The organism is Terrabacter lapilli (assembly GCF_039531305.1).
Classification (GTDB): domain Bacteria; phylum Actinomycetota; class Actinomycetes; order Actinomycetales; family Dermatophilaceae; genus Terrabacter; species Terrabacter lapilli.
On record NZ_BAAAPU010000008.1, the window covers coordinates 200,515 to 216,706 of the forward strand.

Annotated in this window: 22 protein-coding genes; 20 read left to right on the forward strand and 2 right to left on the reverse strand. The window is 70.2% G+C overall.

Annotation, left to right across the window (positions count from 1 at the left end):
• Positions 1–19 precede the first annotated feature (19 nt).
• The 10 genes from rpsH to ABD241_RS14720 all read left to right on the forward strand — a co-directional run bounded on the left by rpsH (position 20) and on the right by ABD241_RS14720 (position 7,228).
• Positions 20–418: a 30S ribosomal protein S8 gene (rpsH, locus tag ABD241_RS14675; RefSeq protein ID WP_142181412.1), complete on the forward strand. Its 399-nt coding sequence runs from the start codon at positions 20–22 to the stop codon at positions 416–418.
• A gap of 12 nt (positions 419–430) precedes the next feature.
• Positions 431–967 carry a 50S ribosomal protein L6 gene (gene rplF / locus ABD241_RS14680; RefSeq protein ID WP_142181414.1) on the forward strand — a complete coding sequence of 179 codons (537 nt, stop codon included), beginning with the start codon at positions 431–433 and terminating at the stop codon, positions 965–967.
• A 3-nt stretch (positions 968–970) separates the two neighbouring features.
• Positions 971–1,345, forward strand: coding sequence for a 50S ribosomal protein L18 (rplR, locus tag ABD241_RS14685; RefSeq protein ID WP_142181416.1), 375 nt, complete (start codon positions 971–973; stop codon positions 1,343–1,345).
• Positions 1,346–1,385: 40 nt separating this feature from the next.
• Positions 1,386–2,042: a 30S ribosomal protein S5 gene (gene rpsE, locus ABD241_RS14690; protein ID WP_142181418.1), complete on the forward strand. Its 657-nt coding sequence runs from the start codon at positions 1,386–1,388 to the stop codon at positions 2,040–2,042.
• Positions 2,042–2,224 (forward strand): 50S ribosomal protein L30, encoded by a 183-nt coding sequence (rpmD, locus tag ABD241_RS14695; protein ID WP_045191891.1) that lies wholly within the window; start codon positions 2,042–2,044, stop codon positions 2,222–2,224. The genes rpsE and rpmD overlap by 1 nt, the downstream gene beginning before the upstream one ends.
• A gap of 2 nt (positions 2,225–2,226) precedes the next feature.
• On the forward strand, positions 2,227–2,703 hold the full coding sequence (gene rplO / locus ABD241_RS14700; protein ID WP_142181420.1) for a 50S ribosomal protein L15: 477 nt from the start codon (positions 2,227–2,229) through the stop codon (positions 2,701–2,703).
• A 211-nt stretch (positions 2,704–2,914) separates the two neighbouring features.
• On the forward strand, positions 2,915–4,240 hold the full coding sequence (gene secY, locus ABD241_RS14705; RefSeq protein WP_344064061.1) for a preprotein translocase subunit SecY: 1,326 nt from the start codon (positions 2,915–2,917) through the stop codon (positions 4,238–4,240).
• Positions 4,237–4,809 (forward strand): adenylate kinase, encoded by a 573-nt coding sequence (locus ABD241_RS14710; RefSeq protein WP_344064064.1) that lies wholly within the window; start codon positions 4,237–4,239, stop codon positions 4,807–4,809. The genes secY and ABD241_RS14710 overlap by 4 nt, the downstream gene beginning before the upstream one ends.
• A gap of 79 nt (positions 4,810–4,888) precedes the next feature.
• Positions 4,889–5,743: a type I methionyl aminopeptidase gene (map, locus tag ABD241_RS14715; protein WP_344064067.1), complete on the forward strand. Its 855-nt coding sequence runs from the start codon at positions 4,889–4,891 to the stop codon at positions 5,741–5,743.
• 57 nt (positions 5,744–5,800) lie between these two features.
• Positions 5,801–7,228 carry a serine hydrolase domain-containing protein gene (locus ABD241_RS14720; protein ID WP_344064070.1) on the forward strand — a complete coding sequence of 476 codons (1,428 nt, stop codon included), beginning with the start codon at positions 5,801–5,803 and terminating at the stop codon, positions 7,226–7,228.
• Between the two features lie 52 nt (positions 7,229–7,280).
• On the opposite strand, the gene ABD241_RS14725 is transcribed toward ABD241_RS14720, so the two are convergent.
• Positions 7,281–8,018 carry a hypothetical protein gene (locus ABD241_RS14725; RefSeq protein ID WP_344064073.1) on the reverse strand — a complete coding sequence of 246 codons (738 nt, stop codon included), beginning with the start codon at positions 8,016–8,018 and terminating at the stop codon, positions 7,281–7,283.
• 125 nt (positions 8,019–8,143) lie between these two features.
• Here ABD241_RS14725 and ABD241_RS14730 point away from each other — a divergent pair, with 125 nt between their 5' ends.
• The 8 genes from ABD241_RS14730 (at position 8,144) to rplQ (ending at position 12,673) form a co-directional block, all read left to right on the forward strand.
• A complete protein-coding gene (locus tag ABD241_RS14730; RefSeq protein WP_344064076.1) occupies positions 8,144–8,497 on the forward strand; it encodes an iron chaperone in 354 nt (117 codons plus the stop codon).
• 162 nt (positions 8,498–8,659) lie between these two features.
• Positions 8,660–8,881 (forward strand): translation initiation factor IF-1, encoded by a 222-nt coding sequence (gene infA, locus ABD241_RS14735; RefSeq protein WP_013493543.1) that lies wholly within the window; start codon positions 8,660–8,662, stop codon positions 8,879–8,881.
• A gap of 154 nt (positions 8,882–9,035) precedes the next feature.
• Positions 9,036–9,149 (forward strand): 50S ribosomal protein L36, encoded by a 114-nt coding sequence (rpmJ, locus tag ABD241_RS14740; RefSeq protein ID WP_006592630.1) that lies wholly within the window; start codon positions 9,036–9,038, stop codon positions 9,147–9,149.
• A 222-nt stretch (positions 9,150–9,371) separates the two neighbouring features.
• Complete coding sequence (gene rpsM, locus ABD241_RS14745) at positions 9,372–9,746, forward strand: 30S ribosomal protein S13 (protein WP_142181434.1); 375 nt, start codon at positions 9,372–9,374, stop codon at positions 9,744–9,746.
• Positions 9,747–9,802: 56 nt separating this feature from the next.
• Positions 9,803–10,198 (forward strand): 30S ribosomal protein S11, encoded by a 396-nt coding sequence (rpsK, locus tag ABD241_RS14750; RefSeq protein ID WP_034801606.1) that lies wholly within the window; start codon positions 9,803–9,805, stop codon positions 10,196–10,198.
• Positions 10,199–10,229: 31 nt separating this feature from the next.
• Positions 10,230–10,838, forward strand: coding sequence for a 30S ribosomal protein S4 (gene rpsD, locus ABD241_RS14755; RefSeq protein WP_142221267.1), 609 nt, complete (start codon positions 10,230–10,232; stop codon positions 10,836–10,838).
• Positions 10,839–11,008: 170 nt separating this feature from the next.
• The gene (locus ABD241_RS14760) at positions 11,009–12,040 is read left to right on the forward strand and encodes a DNA-directed RNA polymerase subunit alpha (RefSeq protein ID WP_142181438.1); all 1,032 of its coding nucleotides are present in this window, start codon (positions 11,009–11,011) and stop codon (positions 12,038–12,040) included.
• Positions 12,041–12,112: 72 nt separating this feature from the next.
• A complete protein-coding gene (gene rplQ, locus ABD241_RS14765; RefSeq protein WP_344064083.1) occupies positions 12,113–12,673 on the forward strand; it encodes a 50S ribosomal protein L17 in 561 nt (186 codons plus the stop codon).
• 77 nt (positions 12,674–12,750) lie between these two features.
• Here rplQ and ABD241_RS14770 read toward each other — a convergent pair whose 3' ends face one another.
• Positions 12,751–13,329 (reverse strand): AMIN-like domain-containing (lipo)protein, encoded by a 579-nt coding sequence (locus ABD241_RS14770; protein ID WP_344064086.1) that lies wholly within the window; start codon positions 13,327–13,329, stop codon positions 12,751–12,753.
• A 147-nt stretch (positions 13,330–13,476) separates the two neighbouring features.
• Here ABD241_RS14770 and truA point away from each other — a divergent pair, with 147 nt between their 5' ends.
• Both truA and ABD241_RS14780 read left to right on the forward strand, forming a co-directional pair.
• Entirely contained in the window at positions 13,477–14,460 is a 984-nt protein-coding gene (gene truA, locus ABD241_RS14775; RefSeq protein WP_344064090.1) for a tRNA pseudouridine(38-40) synthase TruA, read from the forward strand.
• A 43-nt stretch (positions 14,461–14,503) separates the two neighbouring features.
• Positions 14,504–16,186 carry an ABC-F family ATP-binding cassette domain-containing protein gene (locus tag ABD241_RS14780; protein WP_344064093.1) on the forward strand — a complete coding sequence of 561 codons (1,683 nt, stop codon included), beginning with the start codon at positions 14,504–14,506 and terminating at the stop codon, positions 16,184–16,186.
• Positions 16,187–16,192: the final 6 nt, after the last annotated feature.

Below are 16,192 nucleotides of genomic sequence, written 5' to 3' on the forward strand. Positions count from 1 at the left end.
GAAGGGCGGAGAGCCCACAATGACCATGACTGACCCGATTGCGGACATGCTGACCCGCGTCCGGAACGCCAACTCGGCGCACCACGACGTCGTCTCCATGCCGTACTCGAAGCTGAAGAAGAACATCGCCGAGATCCTGCAGGCCGAGGGCTACATCGCCTCGTGGCGGGTCGAGGAGGCCGAGGTCGGCCAGACGCTGACCATCGACCTCAAGTACGGCCCCAACCGTGAGCGCTCCATCGCCGGGGTGCGCCGCGTGAGCAAGCCCGGCCTGCGCGTCTACGCCAAGTCCACGAACCTCCCGCGGGTTCTCGGTGGCCTCGGCGTGGCGATCCTGTCGACGTCGAACGGTCTGCTGACCGACCGCCAGGCACACGAGAAGGGCGTGGGTGGGGAAGTCCTCGCCTACGTCTGGTAAGGAGACACTGACATGTCGCGAATCGGACGACTCCCGGTCTCCATCCCCTCGGGTGTGGACATCAAGGTCGAGGGCCAGGACGTCACGGTCAAGGGCCCCAAGGGTGAGCTCTCGCTGACCGTCGTGCAGCCGATCACCGTCGAGCTGGCCGAGGGCAACCTCGAGGTCAAGCGCCCCAACGACGAGCGTGACTCGCGCTCGCGCCACGGCCTGACCCGGTCGCTCATCAACAACATGGTCCTCGGTGTCACCGAGGGCTACGAGAAGAAGATGGAGATCCACGGCACGGGTTACCGTGTCGCGGCGAAGGGCTCGGACCTCGAGTTCTCGCTCGGATACTCGCACCCGATCCTCATCCAGGCTCCCGCCGGCATCAGCTTCGCCGTCGAGAACCCGACCCGCTTCTCGGTGCAGGGCATCGACAAGCAGCTCGTCGGTGAGGTCGCGGCCAACATCCGCAAGCTGCGCAAGCCCGACCCGTACAAGGGCAAGGGCGTTCGCTACGCGGGCGAGCAGATCCGTCGCAAGGTTGGAAAGGCCGGTAAGTAAGCCATGGCAATGATCATCAAGCGCGGCAAGTCCAAGGCTGCCGCCCGCATCCGTCGCCAGGTGCGCGGTCGCAAGAAGATCGCCGGCACCGCGGCCCGTCCCCGCCTCGTCGTGTCGCGGTCCAGCCGTCACCTCTTCGTGCAGGTCGTCGACGACACCGTCGGCAAGACCGTCGCCTCGGCCTCGACGATGGAGGCCGACCTGCGCGCCTTCGACGGCGACAAGACGGCCAAGGCCAAGCGGGTCGGCGAGCTCGTCGCCGCCCGTGCCAAGGACGCCGGCATCGAGGCCGTCGTGTTCGACCGTGGTGGCAACAAGTACCACGGCCGGGTCGCGGCGATCGCCGAGGGCGCCCGCGAGGGCGGTCTGGCCCTGTGAGCAACTTCGTGAACGCAACCGTTGAGATGAGGAACATCTGATGCCCGGACAGCAGCGTCGAGGCACCGGCCCCGCCGGTGGCGGCGAGCGCACCGAGCGCGGAGACCGCCGCGACAACCGCGGTGGCCGCGACAACCGCGACAGCCGTGACGACAAGAACCAGTACGTCGAGCGCGTCGTGACCATCAACCGTGTCGCCAAGGTCGTCAAGGGTGGTCGTCGCTTCAGCTTCACCGCCCTCGTCGTCGTCGGTGACGGTGACGGCACCGTGGGTGTCGGCTACGGCAAGGCCAAGGAAGTTCCCGCGGCCATCGCCAAGGGTGTCGAGGAGGCCAAGAAGAACTTCTTCAAGGTCCCGCGCATCCAGGGCACCATCCCGCACCCCGTCCAAGGTGAGGCGGCTGCCGGTGTGGTCATGCTGCGTCCCGCCGCTCCCGGTACCGGTGTCATCGCCGGTGGCCCGGTGCGTGCGGTGCTCGAGTGCGCCGGCATCCACGACGTCCTCAGCAAGTCGCTGGGCTCCGACAACGCCATCAACATCGTGCACGCGACGGCCCAGGCCCTGCGCGAGCTCGAGCGTCCCGAGTCGGTCGCTGCCCGCCGTGGCAAGACCCTCGAGGAGGTGGCCCCGGCCGCCATGCTCAAGGCCCGTGCTGCCGGCATCGCCGAGGCCCAGGCTGCGAAGGCTGGTGTGTGATGGCTCGTCTGAAGGTGACCCAGACCCGTTCCGAGATCGGTGGCAAGCAGAACCAGCGTGACACGCTGCGCAGCCTCGGTCTGAAGCGCATTGGCGACGTCGTCGTCAAGGAGGACCGTCCCGAGATCCGCGGGATGGTCAAGACGGTCACGCACCTCGTGACCGTCGAGGAGGTTGACTGACCATGGCCGACAACGCCAAGAAGTCGGGCGAGTCCGCCCTCAAGGTCCACCACCTGCGTCCGGCCCCCGGAGCCAAGACCGCCAAGACCCGTGTCGGTCGTGGTGAGGGCTCCAAGGGCAAGACCGCCGGTCGTGGCACCAAGGGCACCAGCGCCCGCTACCAGGTTCCGGAGCGCTTCGAGGGTGGCTCGATGCCGATGCACATGCGTCTGCCGAAGCTGCGCGGCTTCAAGAACCCGTTCCGCACCGAGTACCAGGTCGTGAACCTCGACCGCCTGCAGCTGCTCTTCCCCGAGGGTGGTCAGGTGTCCGTCGCCGACCTCGTCGCCAAGGGTGCCGTCCGTGACGGCTTCCCGGTGAAGGTCCTCGGCACGGGCGAGATCTCCGTGAAGGTCGAGGTGGAGGCGCACAAGTTCTCTGCCTCCGCCAAGGAGAAGATCGAGGCAGCCGGCGGCACGGTCACGGCCCTCGCGGGCTGATCGACCGGTCCCCGAGACGCTCCGAGAAGCCGCGAGCAGACCTCGAGTGACCACCACACACCTCGTGTGACCAGCGCCCCGGGCGCCCACCGCAAGCCGACGTGACGTCGGTAACCGCGGGAGGGAGCCCGGGGCGCTGCGCCTTTGCGTTAACCTTCCACGGATTGCATGACTTACGCCGCGCCACCCGTGCGGCCCCCAGGAGGACCCAGTGCTCGCCGCTTTCGTACGCGCGTTCCGAACCCCGGACCTGCGCAAGAAGCTGCTCTTCACGCTCGGCATCATCGTGTTGTTCCGGCTCGGATCACACGTACCGACGCCGGGCATCAGCTACAGCCTCGTGCAGCAGTGCCTGCAGGCCGGCAAGGCCGCCGGCGGTAGCGACCAGAGCGGGTTCCTCAACCTCGCCAACCTCTTCAGTGGCGGAGCGCTGCTGCAGCTGTCGGTCTTCGCGCTCGGGATCATGCCGTACATCACGGCGAGCATCATCATCCAGCTGCTGACGGTCGTCATCCCGCGCTTCGAGGCGCTCAAGGAGGAGGGGCAGTCGGGTCAGAGCAAGCTGACCCAGTACACCCGTTACCTGACGATCGGCCTGGCCATCCTGCAGTCGGCCACGCTGGTGACGTTCGCCCGCAACCCGTCCAGCCTCTTCGGTGGCTCCTGCGACACGATCATGGTCGACCAGTCGCCCGTCACGATCCTCATCATGGTCCTGACCATGACGGCGGGCACCGGCCTGATCATGTGGTTCGGCGAGCTCATCACCGACAAGGGCGTCGGCAACGGCATGTCCCTGATGATCTTCACCTCGATCGCGGCCGGCTTCCCGGCCTCGCTGTGGAGCATCAAGAACAACAAGGGCTGGGGCACGTTCCTCGCGATCCTGCTCCTCGGCATCTTCGTCATCGCGGCCGTCGTCTTCGTCGAGCAGTCGCAGCGCCGCATCCCGGTGCAGTACGCGAAGCGCATGGTGGGCCGCCGGATGTACGGCGGGACGTCGACCTACATCCCGCTCAAGGTCAACATGGCCGGCGTCATCCCGGTCATCTTCGCCAGCTCCCTGCTGGCCCTGCCGGGCCTCGTGGCACAGTTCAACACCCACGCCAACGGCGACAACCCCGCCTGGGTCGACTGGGTGCAGGCCAACCTCGTCAAGGGTGACCACCCGATCTACATGATCACCTACGTCGCCCTGATCCTGTTCTTCACCTTCTTCTACGTGTCCATCACGTTCAACCCGACCGAGGTCGCGGAGAACATGAAGAAGTACGGCGGCTTCATCCCGGGTATCCGGGCCGGGCGACCCACGGCCGAGTACCTCAACTACGTGCTGACCCGAATCACCGTGCCGGGCGCCATCTACCTCGCCATTGTCTCCCTGATCCCGCTCATCGCCCTCGTGCTGGTGGGGGCCAACCAGAACTTCCCGTTCGGTGGCACCTCGATCCTCATCGTGGTGGGTGTGGGCCTCGAGACGGTCAAGCAGATCGAGGCGCAGCTGCAGCAGCGCCACTACGAAGGGTTCCTCCGTTGACGCGACTGATCATCCTCGGCCCGCCCGGCGCCGGTAAGGGCACGCAGGCCGCCCGCATCGCCGAGCGGTTGGGCATCCCCGCCATCTCCACGGGCGACATCTTCCGCGCGAACATCAAGGACCGGACCCCGCTCGGCGTCAAGGTCGACGAGATCATCAAGTCCGGGGGCTACGTCTCCGACGACATCACCAACGAGATCGTCGAGGACCGCCTGTCCTGGGACGACGCGGCGGGCGGGTTCCTGCTCGACGGCTACCCCCGCACCTCCGGCCAGGTCGAGGCGCTCGACGCGATGCTCGCCCGGCACGGGCACGCCCTCGACGCCGTCCTCGAGCTCGAGGTCGACGAGGACGCCATCGTGCAGCGGCTGCTCAAGCGCGCCGAGACCGAGGGGCGCGTCGACGACACCGAGGACGTCATCCGCGAGCGCCAGGCGATCTACCGCAAGGAGACGGCGCCGTTGGCGCAGCACTACGAGCTCGTCGGCCTGCTCGTGAAGGTGGACGGCATGGGCGAGGTCGACGAGGTCACCGACCGCGTCATGGCCGCCCTGCCGCAGCACGCCTGAGCGCAGCCGCGCCGACCTCCGCGCCGACCTCCGGGCCACCGACCGCGGCCCCACGAGTACCAACCCAGAAGGACCCCCGATGTTCGGACGCCGGAACCGGCTCCAGGGCCGCACCGACGAGCAGCTCCTCCTCATGCGTGAGGCGGGCCTGCTCGTCGGGCGGACGCTCGAGCTGCTGGCGCGCGAGCTGCGCCCGGGCATGACCACGCTCGAGCTCGACCGGCTCGCCGAGGAGTTCATCCGCGGCCACGGCGGCATCCCGAACTTCCAGCTCGTGCCGGGCTACAGCCACACCCTCTGCACCAGCGTCAACGACGAGGTCGTGCACGGCATCCCCGGCCCGCGCGTGCTCGAGGCCGGCGACGTCGTCTCGGTCGACTGCGGGGCCGAGGTCCGGGGCTGGAACGGTGATGCCGCCTTCACGGCGGTCGTCGGCGGCCGCGAGGCGGCACGTCCCGAGGACCTCGCGCTCATCGACGCCACGGAGGCCAGCCTCTACGCCGGCATCGCGGCCATGCAGGTGGGTGGGCGGCTGTATGCCGTCGGCGACGCCGTCGAGGCCAGCATCGAGGCGGCGGCCGGGCGGGACGGCCTGACCTACGGCGTCATCGACGAGTACGTCGGCCACGGCATCGGCACGCAGATGCACATGGACCCGCAGATCCCCAACTACGCGGTTCGCGAGACCGGGCCGAAGCTCGTCGACGGCTTCACCGGCGCGATCGAGCCCATGGTCACGCTCGGCGGCACCGACACGAAGGTGCTTGCCGACGACTGGACCGTCGTCACGACCGACGGCACCCGGGCCGCCCACTGGGAGCACTCCGTGGCCGTCCGCGAGGACGGGCTGTGGGTGCTCACGGCCATCGACGGTGGCAAGGCCGCCCTCGAGGCGGTCGGGGCGGCATACGCCCCCCTCGACGCGGCCGTCTGAGCCGGCCGTCGGCCCCGGTCTCCCGCCCGCGCGGTGGGGGTGCGTAGCCTCGCGTCCATGAGCCTCCCTCGCAGCACCCCGTCAGATCAGGGCGTCGACGCCGCCGGCGTCCTCGCGTTCGTCGACGCCGCGGAGCGCGGCGACCTCGGCCTGCACAGCCTCATGGTCGTGCGCCACGGCCACGTCGTCGCGGAGGGGTGGTGGGCGCCGTATGCCGCGAGCCGCGTCCACCTCGCGTACTCCCTGTCGAAGACGGTGACCGCCACGGCCGTCGGCTTCCTCGTGCAGGAGGGCCGCCTCTCCCTCGACGACCCTGTCCTCGACCACTTCCCGGACCTCGACCGCAGCGCCGTCGCCGAGGGCTGGCAGCAGGTGCGCGTGAGGCACTGCCTGTCGATGACGGTGGGCCACGAGGAGGACGCGTGGGGCCACGTCTTCGACCGGATGAGCGGCAGCGACTTCGGCGACGAGGGGGACTGGGTGCCCAGGGTCTTCGCGACCCGACCGACCCGCGAGCCGGGCACCGTCTTCGCGTACAACCAGGTCGCCACCTACCTGCTCGCCGTCATCGTGCGCCGCGTCGCCGGGGTCGGCGTGGCCGAGTTCCTGCGCCCGCGGCTGCTCGACCCTCTCGGCCTGCCGGACATCCCCTGGCACCGCGACCCGCTGGGCCGCGAGCTCGGCTTCACCGGCTCCCACCTGACGACGGAGGGCATCGCCTCGATCGCCCAGCTCTACCTCGACCGCGGGCGGTGGGACGGTCGGCAGCTGCTGTCCGAGGCGTGGGTGGAGGAGGCGACGCGCGCGTTCGGGCCCCTCAACGAGGACCCCGGCGCCGAGGAGGACTGGCGGCGCGGCTACGGCTACTCCTTCTGGATGCAGCTGCACGGCTTCCGCGGTGACGGAGCCTTCGGGCAGTTCCTCATCGTGCTGCCCGAGCAGGACGCGGTCGTGGCGATCACGGCCGAGCAGGAGCGGATGCAGTCGACCCTCGACCTGCTCTGGGCGCACGTGCTGCCCGCCCTCGAGGGCAACGGCTCGCAGGGTGCGGACGAGCAGCTCGCGCAGCGGCTCGCGTCGCTCGAGATCCCGGCGCTGTCGGGCGAGGCGCTCGGACCCGACCACGCCGAGCTGTCCAGGTCATCAGCGTCCGACCTGGCCTCCGGCTACACAGCCGTCTCGGTGACCCGCGACGGCAACGACCACGTGCTGGGCCTCGAGCGGCGAGGAGAGTGGCTGCGGGTCCCCGTCGGCCGCGGTGTGTGGCGCGAGGGCCAGCTCGTCGGCGGGGGAGCGACGGTGCCGGTCGTGGCCAGCGGCGGCTGGGTCGACGAGGACGTGTTCCGCGCGGAGGTCATCGTGATCGAGTCGCCGCACCGCTTCGGGGTCGAGGCGCGGCTGCGCAGCGGCGACGCCGACCTGACCTGGCGCATGGTGCCGCTCACCGGGCCCGACCCGCTCTGGCTCTCGACGCGCTGGTCCTGACCTCGTCGCACCGACTCGGCCCACTCACCCGCGCCCAGCCGGGCCAGGCGGTTCAGCGGCCGAGGGCTCCGGCGCGGCCGCCGACGTGCACGACCATGCGCTCGGCGACGACCCGGGCGTTGGCCCGCAGCACATCGAGGGGGACGCGCGGCAGGTTCTCCTCCCAGTCGACGAGCGGGGACCCACGGAACTGCAGCATCCGCGCCGGCCGGCCGAGGAAGAACAGGTGCAGGTGCGCGCCGCCGTCGCCCCACTTGGCCACGTGCACCCGCCCGACGCTCGGCACGTGCTCGACGGCGTCGGAGACGGCCACGAGCAGCTGCCCCAGCTCTGCGGCGAGGTCATTGGGAAGCGAGGTGAGGTCGTGGTGCTCCAGCGGCTGCAGCATCAGCATCACCGGCAGGCCGGTCTCGCCGGAGAGGGTGAGCCGCCACCGCGCGTTGGACCAGACGACCTCCGGCCCCTCGCCGGCTCCCTCCTCTGGGGTGCTCACGCACCAGCACTCGGACGGGTCCTCGCCGCGGCGTGCCGGCTCGTCGTCGGCCGGCGGCTGCACGGGCTTGAGGCGCAGGCTCTCGATCTCGTAGGGGTAGATGTCCCAGCCCGGCATCTCCTCGACGGCCACGGGCAGCCGCCCGTCGGCGCCGGCCGCGGCCGCGATGCGCGCGTAGTACGCCTCGACGTCCTCGGCCTCGGCAGGTGGGGCGCTGACCACGTCGGTGTGGTCCTCGGGCGCCTCCGCTGCCGGCGGGGTGGGCGGTTCGGGGGCGTCGGTGCCTGTCTGGGTCATCACGTCAGTATGCCGTCGCGGCCGTTCTCGCGTCGGCTGCGGAATGCGGGCCCCGGCGCGGTCCAGTGGCACCCGGCACACGGCATACGAGTCCGGCCCGGGCCGCCCGGTGGGACCCTCGGTGCATGGGCACCATCGGGGACTACCTCTCCGGCCTCCCGGCCGAGCAGCGGGAGGCGCTGCAGCGCGTGGTCGACGACGCGGTCCGCGCCGCGCCCGACGCCGACGAGGGCACGAGCTACGGGATGCCGGCGCTGCGCCTCGACGGGCGCCCGCTCCTGGGGGTGCGTGCCTCCGCGAAGCACCTGTCCGTCTTCCCGTTCAGCCCCGCGGTCGTCGACGCCGTCGCGGGCGAGCTCGACGGCTTCTCGCTCAGCAAGGGCACGATCCGGTTCACCCCCGGTCAGCCCCTGCCGGACGGGGTCGTGGAGCGGCTCGTCCGGCTCCGTCGGGCCGAGCTCGAGGGGGAACCGGGCTGAGGCCCTCGACCGATTTCGGGAACGGCGCCATCTGGCGTAACCTTGACCGTTGGGTGTCGCGTGCCACGACGCCCGATGCACGGTCGTGCCTCCAGCACGGTCACCAGGCACGTCACAAGGCCGGCTCATTCCGGGTCGGCCACCAACAGTTAGACGGAGGATATGGCCAAGAAGGACGGTGTCATCGAGATCGAGGGCACGATCGTCGAGGCTCTCCCGAACGCGATGTTCCGGGTGGAGCTCTCCAACGGTCACAAGGTGCTCGCACACATCTCGGGCAAGATGCGACAGCACTACATCCGGATCCTCCCCGAGGACCGTGTCGTGGTGGAGCTCTCGCCCTATGACCTGACCCGCGGTCGGATCGTCTTCCGCTACCGCTGAGCACCAGGTCCGGCCCACACGTGGCCCGCGCGAGCGGGCGCCCGGGCCGGGACGAGTGCGAGGCACCAACTCCCGATTACCCAACCAAGCTCCTGGCCGTCACGTGCCCTCCGGCACGCGGGGAACAGGTGCGCGATCTGAAGACAGCAGGCAGATGAAGGTTCAGCCGAGCGTCAAGAAGATCTGCGACAAGTGCAAGGTGATCCGCCGCAACGGTCGGGTCATGGTGATCTGCGAGAACCTGCGCCACAAGCAGCGCCAGGGCTGAGCAGAGCCACCACCTCGCCGTCGACAGACTTTCGACAGCACGCGAAAAAGTGAATGAAAGCAGCACCCGGCCCCTGATGACCGACCGTCGTGTCGGCGCAGGACGTCACCCCCGGCACGGAGGCCGGGGACCGGTGGCCCGTCCTTCTGAGTGGCGGGCCGTGACCCCGGATCGGTGACTGCTCCAGACCTCCGCGAAACAGAAATCAGGAGACAACCCAACATGGCTCGTCTTGTTGGAGTCGACCTTCCGCGCGAGAAGCGCGTCGAGGTCGCACTGACCTACATCTTCGGTGTCGGTCGCACCCGTTCCAAGGAGGCGCTGGTTGCCACCGGCGTCAACCCCAACACCCGCGTCAAGGACCTCGGTGAGGCCGAGCTCGTTGCGCTTCGTGACTTCCTCGAGGGCAACTACCGCCTCGAGGGTGACCTTCGCCGTGAGGTGCAGGCCGACATCCGCCGCAAGGTCGAGATCGGTTCCTACGAGGGTCTTCGTCACCGTCGTGGTCTGCCCGTGCGCGGTCAGCGCACCAAGACCAACGCGCGCACCCGCAAGGGCCCGAAGCGCACCGTGGCCGGCAAGAAGAAGGCCCGCTGACGTTGATCGCACCGCGATCACGTCTCACCGACATTCAGTTCTGACGTAGGAGAAAAATGCCTCCCAAGGCTCGCGTGACGAAGGTTCGTCGCAAGGAGAAGAAGAACGTCGCCCACGGGCACGCTCACATCAAGAGCACGTTCAACAACACGATCATCTCGATCACGGACCCCACGGGCGCCGTGATCTCGTGGGCCTCTGCCGGCCAGGTCGGCTTCAAGGGCTCGCGCAAGTCCACCCCGTTCGCCGCGCAGATGGCAGCGGAGGCTGCTGCCCGCCGCGCCATGGAGCACGGCATGCGCAAGGTCGACGTCTTCGTCAAGGGCCCCGGCTCGGGCCGCGAGACGGCGATCCGCTCCCTCACGGCCACCGGCCTCGAGGTCGGCGCGATCAGCGACGTCACGCCCACGCCGCACAACGGTGTCCGCCCGCCCAAGCGCCGTCGCGTCTGATCCGGCCCTGAGCGAGAGAGAGAACTAGAACATGGCTCGTTACACCGGCCCGATCACCAAGAAGTCCCGCCGCCTCAAGATGGACCTCGTCGGCGGCGACAAGAACTTCGAGCTCCGTCCCTTCCCGCCCGGCCAGCACGGCCGTCGCCGGATCCAGGAGAAGGAGTACCTGACGCAGCTGCAGGAGAAGCAGCGTGCGCGCTTCACCTACGGCGTCATGGAGAAGCAGTTCGTCCGGTACTACCAGGAGGCGGCCCGCCGCCCCGGCAAGACCGGTGAGAACCTGCTCACCATCCTCGAGTCGCGCCTCGACAACGTGGTCTACCGCGCGGGCCTGGCCCGCACGCGTCGTCACGCCCGTCAGCTCGTGACGCACGGCCACTTCGAGGTCAACGGCGTGCGCGTCGACGTCCCGTCCTACCGCGTCGAGCAGTACGACATCATCACGGTCCGCAAGCAGTCCGTCGAGAGCTTCCCGTTCGAGCTGGCCCGCCAGACGTTCGGCGAGCGTCCCGTCCCGGCCTGGATGCAGGTCGTCGAGGGCTCGCTGCAGATCCTCATCCACCAGCTCCCGGTGCGCGCGCAGATCGACTCGCAGCTCACCGAGCAGCTCATCGTCGAGCTCTACTCGAAGAACTGATGCAAGGCGGCGTATGCCGTCCGGTGCGCCGGACGGCATACGCCCCCCTTGTGCCCATCAGGGATCAAGGGGTCGTGTTCGCAGACAGAGGCGAGCCGGCCCGCCCGGGTCACGACCGGGCAGTTTCACGAGGCGTCATATGGCGGTCGCCCGTGGGAAGGAAATGAACAGTGCTCATCGCACAGCGTCCCGTGCTCTCCGAAGAGGTCGTCGCGGGCAACCGCAGCCGCTTCACCATCGAGCCGCTCGAGCCCGGCTTCGGCTACACGCTCGGCAACTCCCTCCGTCGCACCCTGCTCTCGAGCATCCCGGGCGCGGCGGTCACCTCCATCCGCATCGACGGCGTGCTCCACGAGTTCACGACCGTTCCGGGCGTGAAGGAGGACGTCACCGAGATGATCCTCAACATCAAGGGCCTCGTCGTCTCCTCGGAGCACGACGAGCCGGTCGTCATGTACCTGCGCAAGCAGGGCCCGGGTGCGGTCACCGCCGCCGACATCACGCCGCCGGCTGGTGTCGAGGTGCACAACCCCGACCTGCACATCGCGACGCTGAACGACAAGGGCAAGCTCGAGATGGAGCTGACCGTGGAGCGTGGCCGTGGCTACGTCTCGGCGCAGCAGAACAAGTCCGGTGACCAGGAGATCGGCCGCATCCCGGTCGACTCGATCTACAGCCCGGTGCTCACCGTGACCTACAAGGTCGAGGCGACCCGTGTCGAGCAGCGCACCGACTTCGACAAGCTCATCGTCGACGTCGAGACGAAGAACTCGATGACCCCGCGCGACGCCATGGCCTCGGCCGGCAAGACGCTGGTCGAGCTCTTCGGTCTGGCCCGTGAGCTCAACGTCGAGGCCGAGGGCATCGACATGGGCCCGTCGCCGACGGACGCCGCGCTCGCCGCGGACCTCGCCCTGCCGATCGAGGACCTGGACCTCACCGTTCGTTCCTACAACTGCCTCAAGCGCGAGGGCATCCACACCGTGGGTGAGCTCGTGGGCCGCAGCGAGGCCGACCTGCTCGACATCCGCAACTTCGGTGCGAAGTCGATCGACGAGGTCAAGGCCAAGCTCGTCGGCATGGGTCTGGCCCTCAAGGACAGCCCGCCCGGGTTCGACCCGTCGGCCCTGGTCGACGGCTACGGCGACGATGACTACAGCGACGACGACGACCAGTCGTTCGTCGAGGACGAGCGTCTCTGACCAACCGCTTCTTGACCGAGCCCTCGACGCCCTGCTCGAGAACGGCCTGGTCGGACTTCTAGGAGAAACGAAATGCCCACCCCCACCAAGGGTCCCCGCGTCGGTGGCGGCCCCGCCCACGAGCGGCTGATCCTGGCCAACCTCGCGACGTCGCTCTTCGAGAACGACAGGATCACCACGACCGAGGCCAAGGCCAAGCGCCTGCGCCCGCTCGCCGAGCGCCTGATCACCTTCGCCAAGCGCGGTGACCTGCACGCCCGTCGTCGCGTCCTCACCGTCGTGCGCGACAAGGGTGTCGTCCACCGCCTCTTCGCCGAGATCGCCCCCGACATGGCGGCTCGCGAGGGTGGTTACACCCGCATCACGAAGATCGGCGCCCGCAAGGGTGACAACGCCCCCATGGTCGTCATCGAGCTCGTCCGCGAGCCGCTGTCGGCCAAGAAGGCGACGGTCAAGGAGGCGGAGGCCGCCACGAAGCGCGCCGCCAAGCAGAGCGAGGCCAAGCCGGCCGACGAGACGCCGGCCGAGGACGCCGCTGTCGAGGACGCGGCTGCCGAGCCGACCGAGGACGCCGCCGCGACCGAGTCGAGCGAGTCGACCGAGGACGCCGGCGCGGAGAAGTCCGAGGCCTGAGCCTCACCCGGCACCACCCGCGGTATCGCAGAAGGAGCAGTCCGTCCCTGAGGGGCGGGCTGCTCCTTCTCGTGGTGCTACCAGCGGTGCGCGACGTCGACGACGAGGCGTCGGCCTCCGTCGGCGTCGGTCAGCACCAGGACGCGCATCGGCAGTCGCGCGCGCACCCCGAGGCCGTAGTCGGTGTAGCCCTCGAAGCTGCCCAGGCCCTTGAGCTGGCGGAAGGTGCGCCAGCCCACGAAGTTCGTCGTGGTCCCGGCGAGCGTCGACGGGGCGTTGATGGTGATCTGGATCCTCGCGCCGCCCGCGACGGGCACCGGCAGCCCGCTCCCGGGACCGGTCACCTGGTTGACGTAGCGCACGTTGTAGCCGACCGCTCCGTGGCCCGGGGCGATGTCGAAGACGAGGCGGTCGTAGCAGGTGTGCTGTCCGTAGCGCGTGCGGACCACGTTGCCGGTCCAGTGCAGGTCCGGGCTGGTGGCCTTGGGCAGCGAGCCCCAGGTGATGCCGCAGAAGGGTGCCGTGCTGGAGACCGGGCTGGTCGCCGAGCCGGTGGCCGCGCCGGCGGCAGCGCCCCCGACCGAGAGGGCGAGCGGCGCCGTGAGGCTCACGGCGATGGCGACGGCCGCGAGGCGGCGTCGCGGGATGGCGTGCATGGGTAGGTGCCCCTCTCTAGAGAGCCGGGCACCGTTGCCCGGCGTCCACCTCCAGCATGCGCCCGGTCGGTGCCCCGCCCGGCTCGTACGGGGGAAACGCGGCCGCGGTGGCAGTCGGAGCTGCGGCGCTCGGTAGGCTCGGACGCCATGACCGAGCCCAGCGCGTCCGACGCGGCCCTGCTGCGGGTGCGGCTGGACCTGGCCTACGACGGCACCGACTTCTCCGGATGGGCCGCGCAGCCCGCCCTCCGCACCGTGCAGGGCGAGCTCTCGGCCGGCCTCGCCACCGTGCTGCGCAGCCCCCAGCCCGTACGCGTCACGGTGGCCGGGCGCACCGACGCGGGCGTGCACGCCCGGGGCCAGGTCGCCCACGTCGACCTCGACCCGTCCGCGTGGGCCGCGCTACCGGGCCGGTCGGACCGTGAGCCGGGCCGGGCCCTCGTCAGCCGCCTCGGCGGCGTCCTGCCCCACGACATCGTCGTGCGCCGGGCCGCCCTCGCGCCGCCCGGCTTCGACGCCCGCTTCTCGGCGGTGGAGCGGCGCTACCTCTACCGCCTCGCCGACACGGACGCCCTGCGTGACCCGCTGCGGCGGCACGACACCGTGTGGTGGCGCCGTCCGCTCGACGTCGACGCGATGGACGAGGCGTCCCGGGCCCTCGTCGGCCTGCGCGACTTCGCCGCCTTCTGCAAGCAGCGCGAGGGCGCCACGACGATCCGGACCCTGCTCGACTTCTCGTGGACGCGGCTGCCAGACGGCGTGCTCGAGGCGACGGTGCGCGCCGACGCCTTCTGCCACTCGATGGTGCGCTCGCTCGTGGGCGCGGTCGTCCCGGTGGGGGAGGGGCGACGTGACCGGGGGTGGCCCCGGTCCGTGCTCGAGCGGGCCGAACGCGGCTCCGGCCTGCACGTGATGCCCCCGCACGGCCTGTCCCTCGAGGAGGTCGTCTACCCGGACGACGCCGACCTCGCCGCCAGGGCAGAGATGACGCGGGCCCGGCGACAACCGTCCGAGGGCCGCCCGTCTGCCGGGGCGGCGCCCGCCGATGAGGCGCCCGCAGAGGACGCGCCCGCAGCGGAGGCGCCCGCAGCGGAGGCGCCCGCGGAGGAGGCCCAGCGCGCGGGCACGTAACCCGCGTGACGAGGGCACACGGCATACGACAGGCTTGGCTCTCGTGGGCCACGTCGATGTCAACTCCGTCTCCTTCAGCCTGCCCGACGGCAGGCCGCTGCTCAACGACGTCTCCCTGCGCGTCGGGGAGGGCGCCAAGATCGCGCTCATCGGGCCGAACGGCACGGGCAAGACCACCCTGACCCGGATCGTCGCGGGGGACCTCGCGCCGCACGAGGGCGCGGTGACGCGGTCCGGTGGGCTCGGCGTCATGCGCCAGTTCATCGGCAAGGTCCGCGACGACACGACCGTGCGCGACCTGCTCGTCTCGGTCGCCCCCGAGCGGCTCCGGGCCGCCGCCGAGGAGGTCGACCGCACCGAGCTGCTCATGATGGAGCGCGACTCCGAGGCCGACCAGATGGCGTACGCCCACGCCCTCGTCGAGTGGGGCGAGGCCGGCGGCTACGAGCAGGAGACCCTCTGGGACAAGTGCACCGTCGCCGCCCTCGGGGTGCCCTACGAGAAGGCGCAGTGGCGCAAGGTCACGACCCTCTCCGGTGGCGAGCAGAAGCGGCTGGTGCTCGAGGCGCTGCTGCGCGGCCCCGAGGAGGTGCTGCTGCTCGACGAGCCCGACAACTACCTCGACGTCCCGACGAAGCGGTGGCTCGAGGAGGCCCTCGTCGCATCACCGAAGACGGTCCTGTTCATCAGCCACGACCGCGAGCTCCTCGACCGGGTGGCCACCCGCGTGGCCACGCTCGAGCCGGGCCCTGCCGGCGCCACGCTGTGGGTGCACCCCGGACGCTTCGCGACCTACGCGCAGGCCCGCGCCGACCGCAACGCCCGCCTCGAGGAGCTGCGCCGGCGCTGGGACGAGGAGCACGTCAAGCTCAAGGCGCTCGTGCAGACCCTCAAGGTCAAGGCCAAGTTCAACGACGGCATGGCCTCGCGCTACCAGGCGGCACAGACGCGCCTGGCGAAGTTCGAGGAGGCGGGCCCGCCCGAGGAGACGCCGATGACGCAGTCGGTGAGGATGCGTCTCACCGGCGGCCGCACGGCCAAGCGCGCCGTCGTCGCCACGGGCCTGGAGCTGACCGGCCTGATGAAGCCGTTCGACCTCGAGGTCTGGTACGGCGAGCGCGTCGCCATCCTCGGCAGCAACGGGTCGGGCAAGTCGCACTTCCTGCGGCTGCTCGCCTGTGGCGGCACCGACCCCGAGCGCGAGCACCAGCCGGTCGGTGACGTGCGGCCGGTCCCGGTGGAGCACTCCGGGGTGGTGCGCCTGGGGTCACGGGTGCGGCCCGGATGGTTCGCCCAGACCCACGAGCACCCCTCCCTGGTGGGCCGCACGCTCCTCGAGATCCTCCACCGCGGCGACGAGCACCGGGACGGGATGCCGAGGGAGCCGGCGGCCCGGGCGCTCGACCGCTACGAGCTGGCGCGGTCGGGGGAGCAGCGGTTCGAGTCCCTGTCGGGTGGCCAGCAGGCGCGGTTCCAGATCCTGCTGCTCGAGCTGTCCGGTGCCACCATGCTGCTGCTCGACGAGCCGACCGACAACCTCGACCTCCAGTCGGCCGAGGCCCTGGAGGAGGGGCTCGAGGCCTTCGAGGGGACCGTCGTCGCGGTGACCCACGACCGGTGGTTCGCGCGCGGCTTCGACCGCTTCCTGGTCTTCGGTGCCGACGGGCGCGTCTACGAGTCGGCCGAGCCGGTGTGGGACGAGGGGCGGGTCGTCCGTCCCCGCTGACGGTAG

Coding starts and splice junctions, on each gene's coding strand:
- rpmD (WP_045191891.1), top strand. CDS start 2,042: ATGGCTCGTCTGAAGGTGACCCAGACCCGTTCCGAGATCGGTGGCAAG.
- rplO (WP_142181420.1), top strand. CDS start 2,227: ATGGCCGACAACGCCAAGAAGTCGGGCGAGTCCGCCCTCAAGGTCCAC.
- rplR (WP_142181416.1), top strand. CDS start 971: ATGGCAATGATCATCAAGCGCGGCAAGTCCAAGGCTGCCGCCCGCATC.
- rplF (WP_142181414.1), top strand. CDS start 431: ATGTCGCGAATCGGACGACTCCCGGTCTCCATCCCCTCGGGTGTGGAC.
- rpsM (WP_142181434.1), top strand. CDS start 9,372: ATGGCTCGTCTTGTTGGAGTCGACCTTCCGCGCGAGAAGCGCGTCGAG.
- ABD241_RS14720 (WP_344064070.1), top strand. CDS start 5,801: ATGAGCCTCCCTCGCAGCACCCCGTCAGATCAGGGCGTCGACGCCGCC.
- rpmJ (WP_006592630.1), top strand. CDS start 9,036: ATGAAGGTTCAGCCGAGCGTCAAGAAGATCTGCGACAAGTGCAAGGTG.
- map (WP_344064067.1), top strand. CDS start 4,889: ATGTTCGGACGCCGGAACCGGCTCCAGGGCCGCACCGACGAGCAGCTC.
- ABD241_RS14725 (WP_344064073.1), bottom strand. CDS start 8,018: ATGACCCAGACAGGCACCGACGCCCCCGAACCGCCCACCCCGCCGGCA.
- rpsH (WP_142181412.1), top strand. CDS start 20: ATGACCATGACTGACCCGATTGCGGACATGCTGACCCGCGTCCGGAAC.
- truA (WP_344064090.1), top strand. CDS start 13,477: ATGACCGAGCCCAGCGCGTCCGACGCGGCCCTGCTGCGGGTGCGGCTG.
- ABD241_RS14730 (WP_344064076.1), top strand. CDS start 8,144: ATGGGCACCATCGGGGACTACCTCTCCGGCCTCCCGGCCGAGCAGCGG.
- rpsE (WP_142181418.1), top strand. CDS start 1,386: ATGCCCGGACAGCAGCGTCGAGGCACCGGCCCCGCCGGTGGCGGCGAG.
- infA (WP_013493543.1), top strand. CDS start 8,660: ATGGCCAAGAAGGACGGTGTCATCGAGATCGAGGGCACGATCGTCGAG.
- rpsD (WP_142221267.1), top strand. CDS start 10,230: ATGGCTCGTTACACCGGCCCGATCACCAAGAAGTCCCGCCGCCTCAAG.
- ABD241_RS14770 (WP_344064086.1), bottom strand. CDS start 13,329: ATGCACGCCATCCCGCGACGCCGCCTCGCGGCCGTCGCCATCGCCGTG.
- rpsK (WP_034801606.1), top strand. CDS start 9,803: ATGCCTCCCAAGGCTCGCGTGACGAAGGTTCGTCGCAAGGAGAAGAAG.
- rplQ (WP_344064083.1), top strand. CDS start 12,113: ATGCCCACCCCCACCAAGGGTCCCCGCGTCGGTGGCGGCCCCGCCCAC.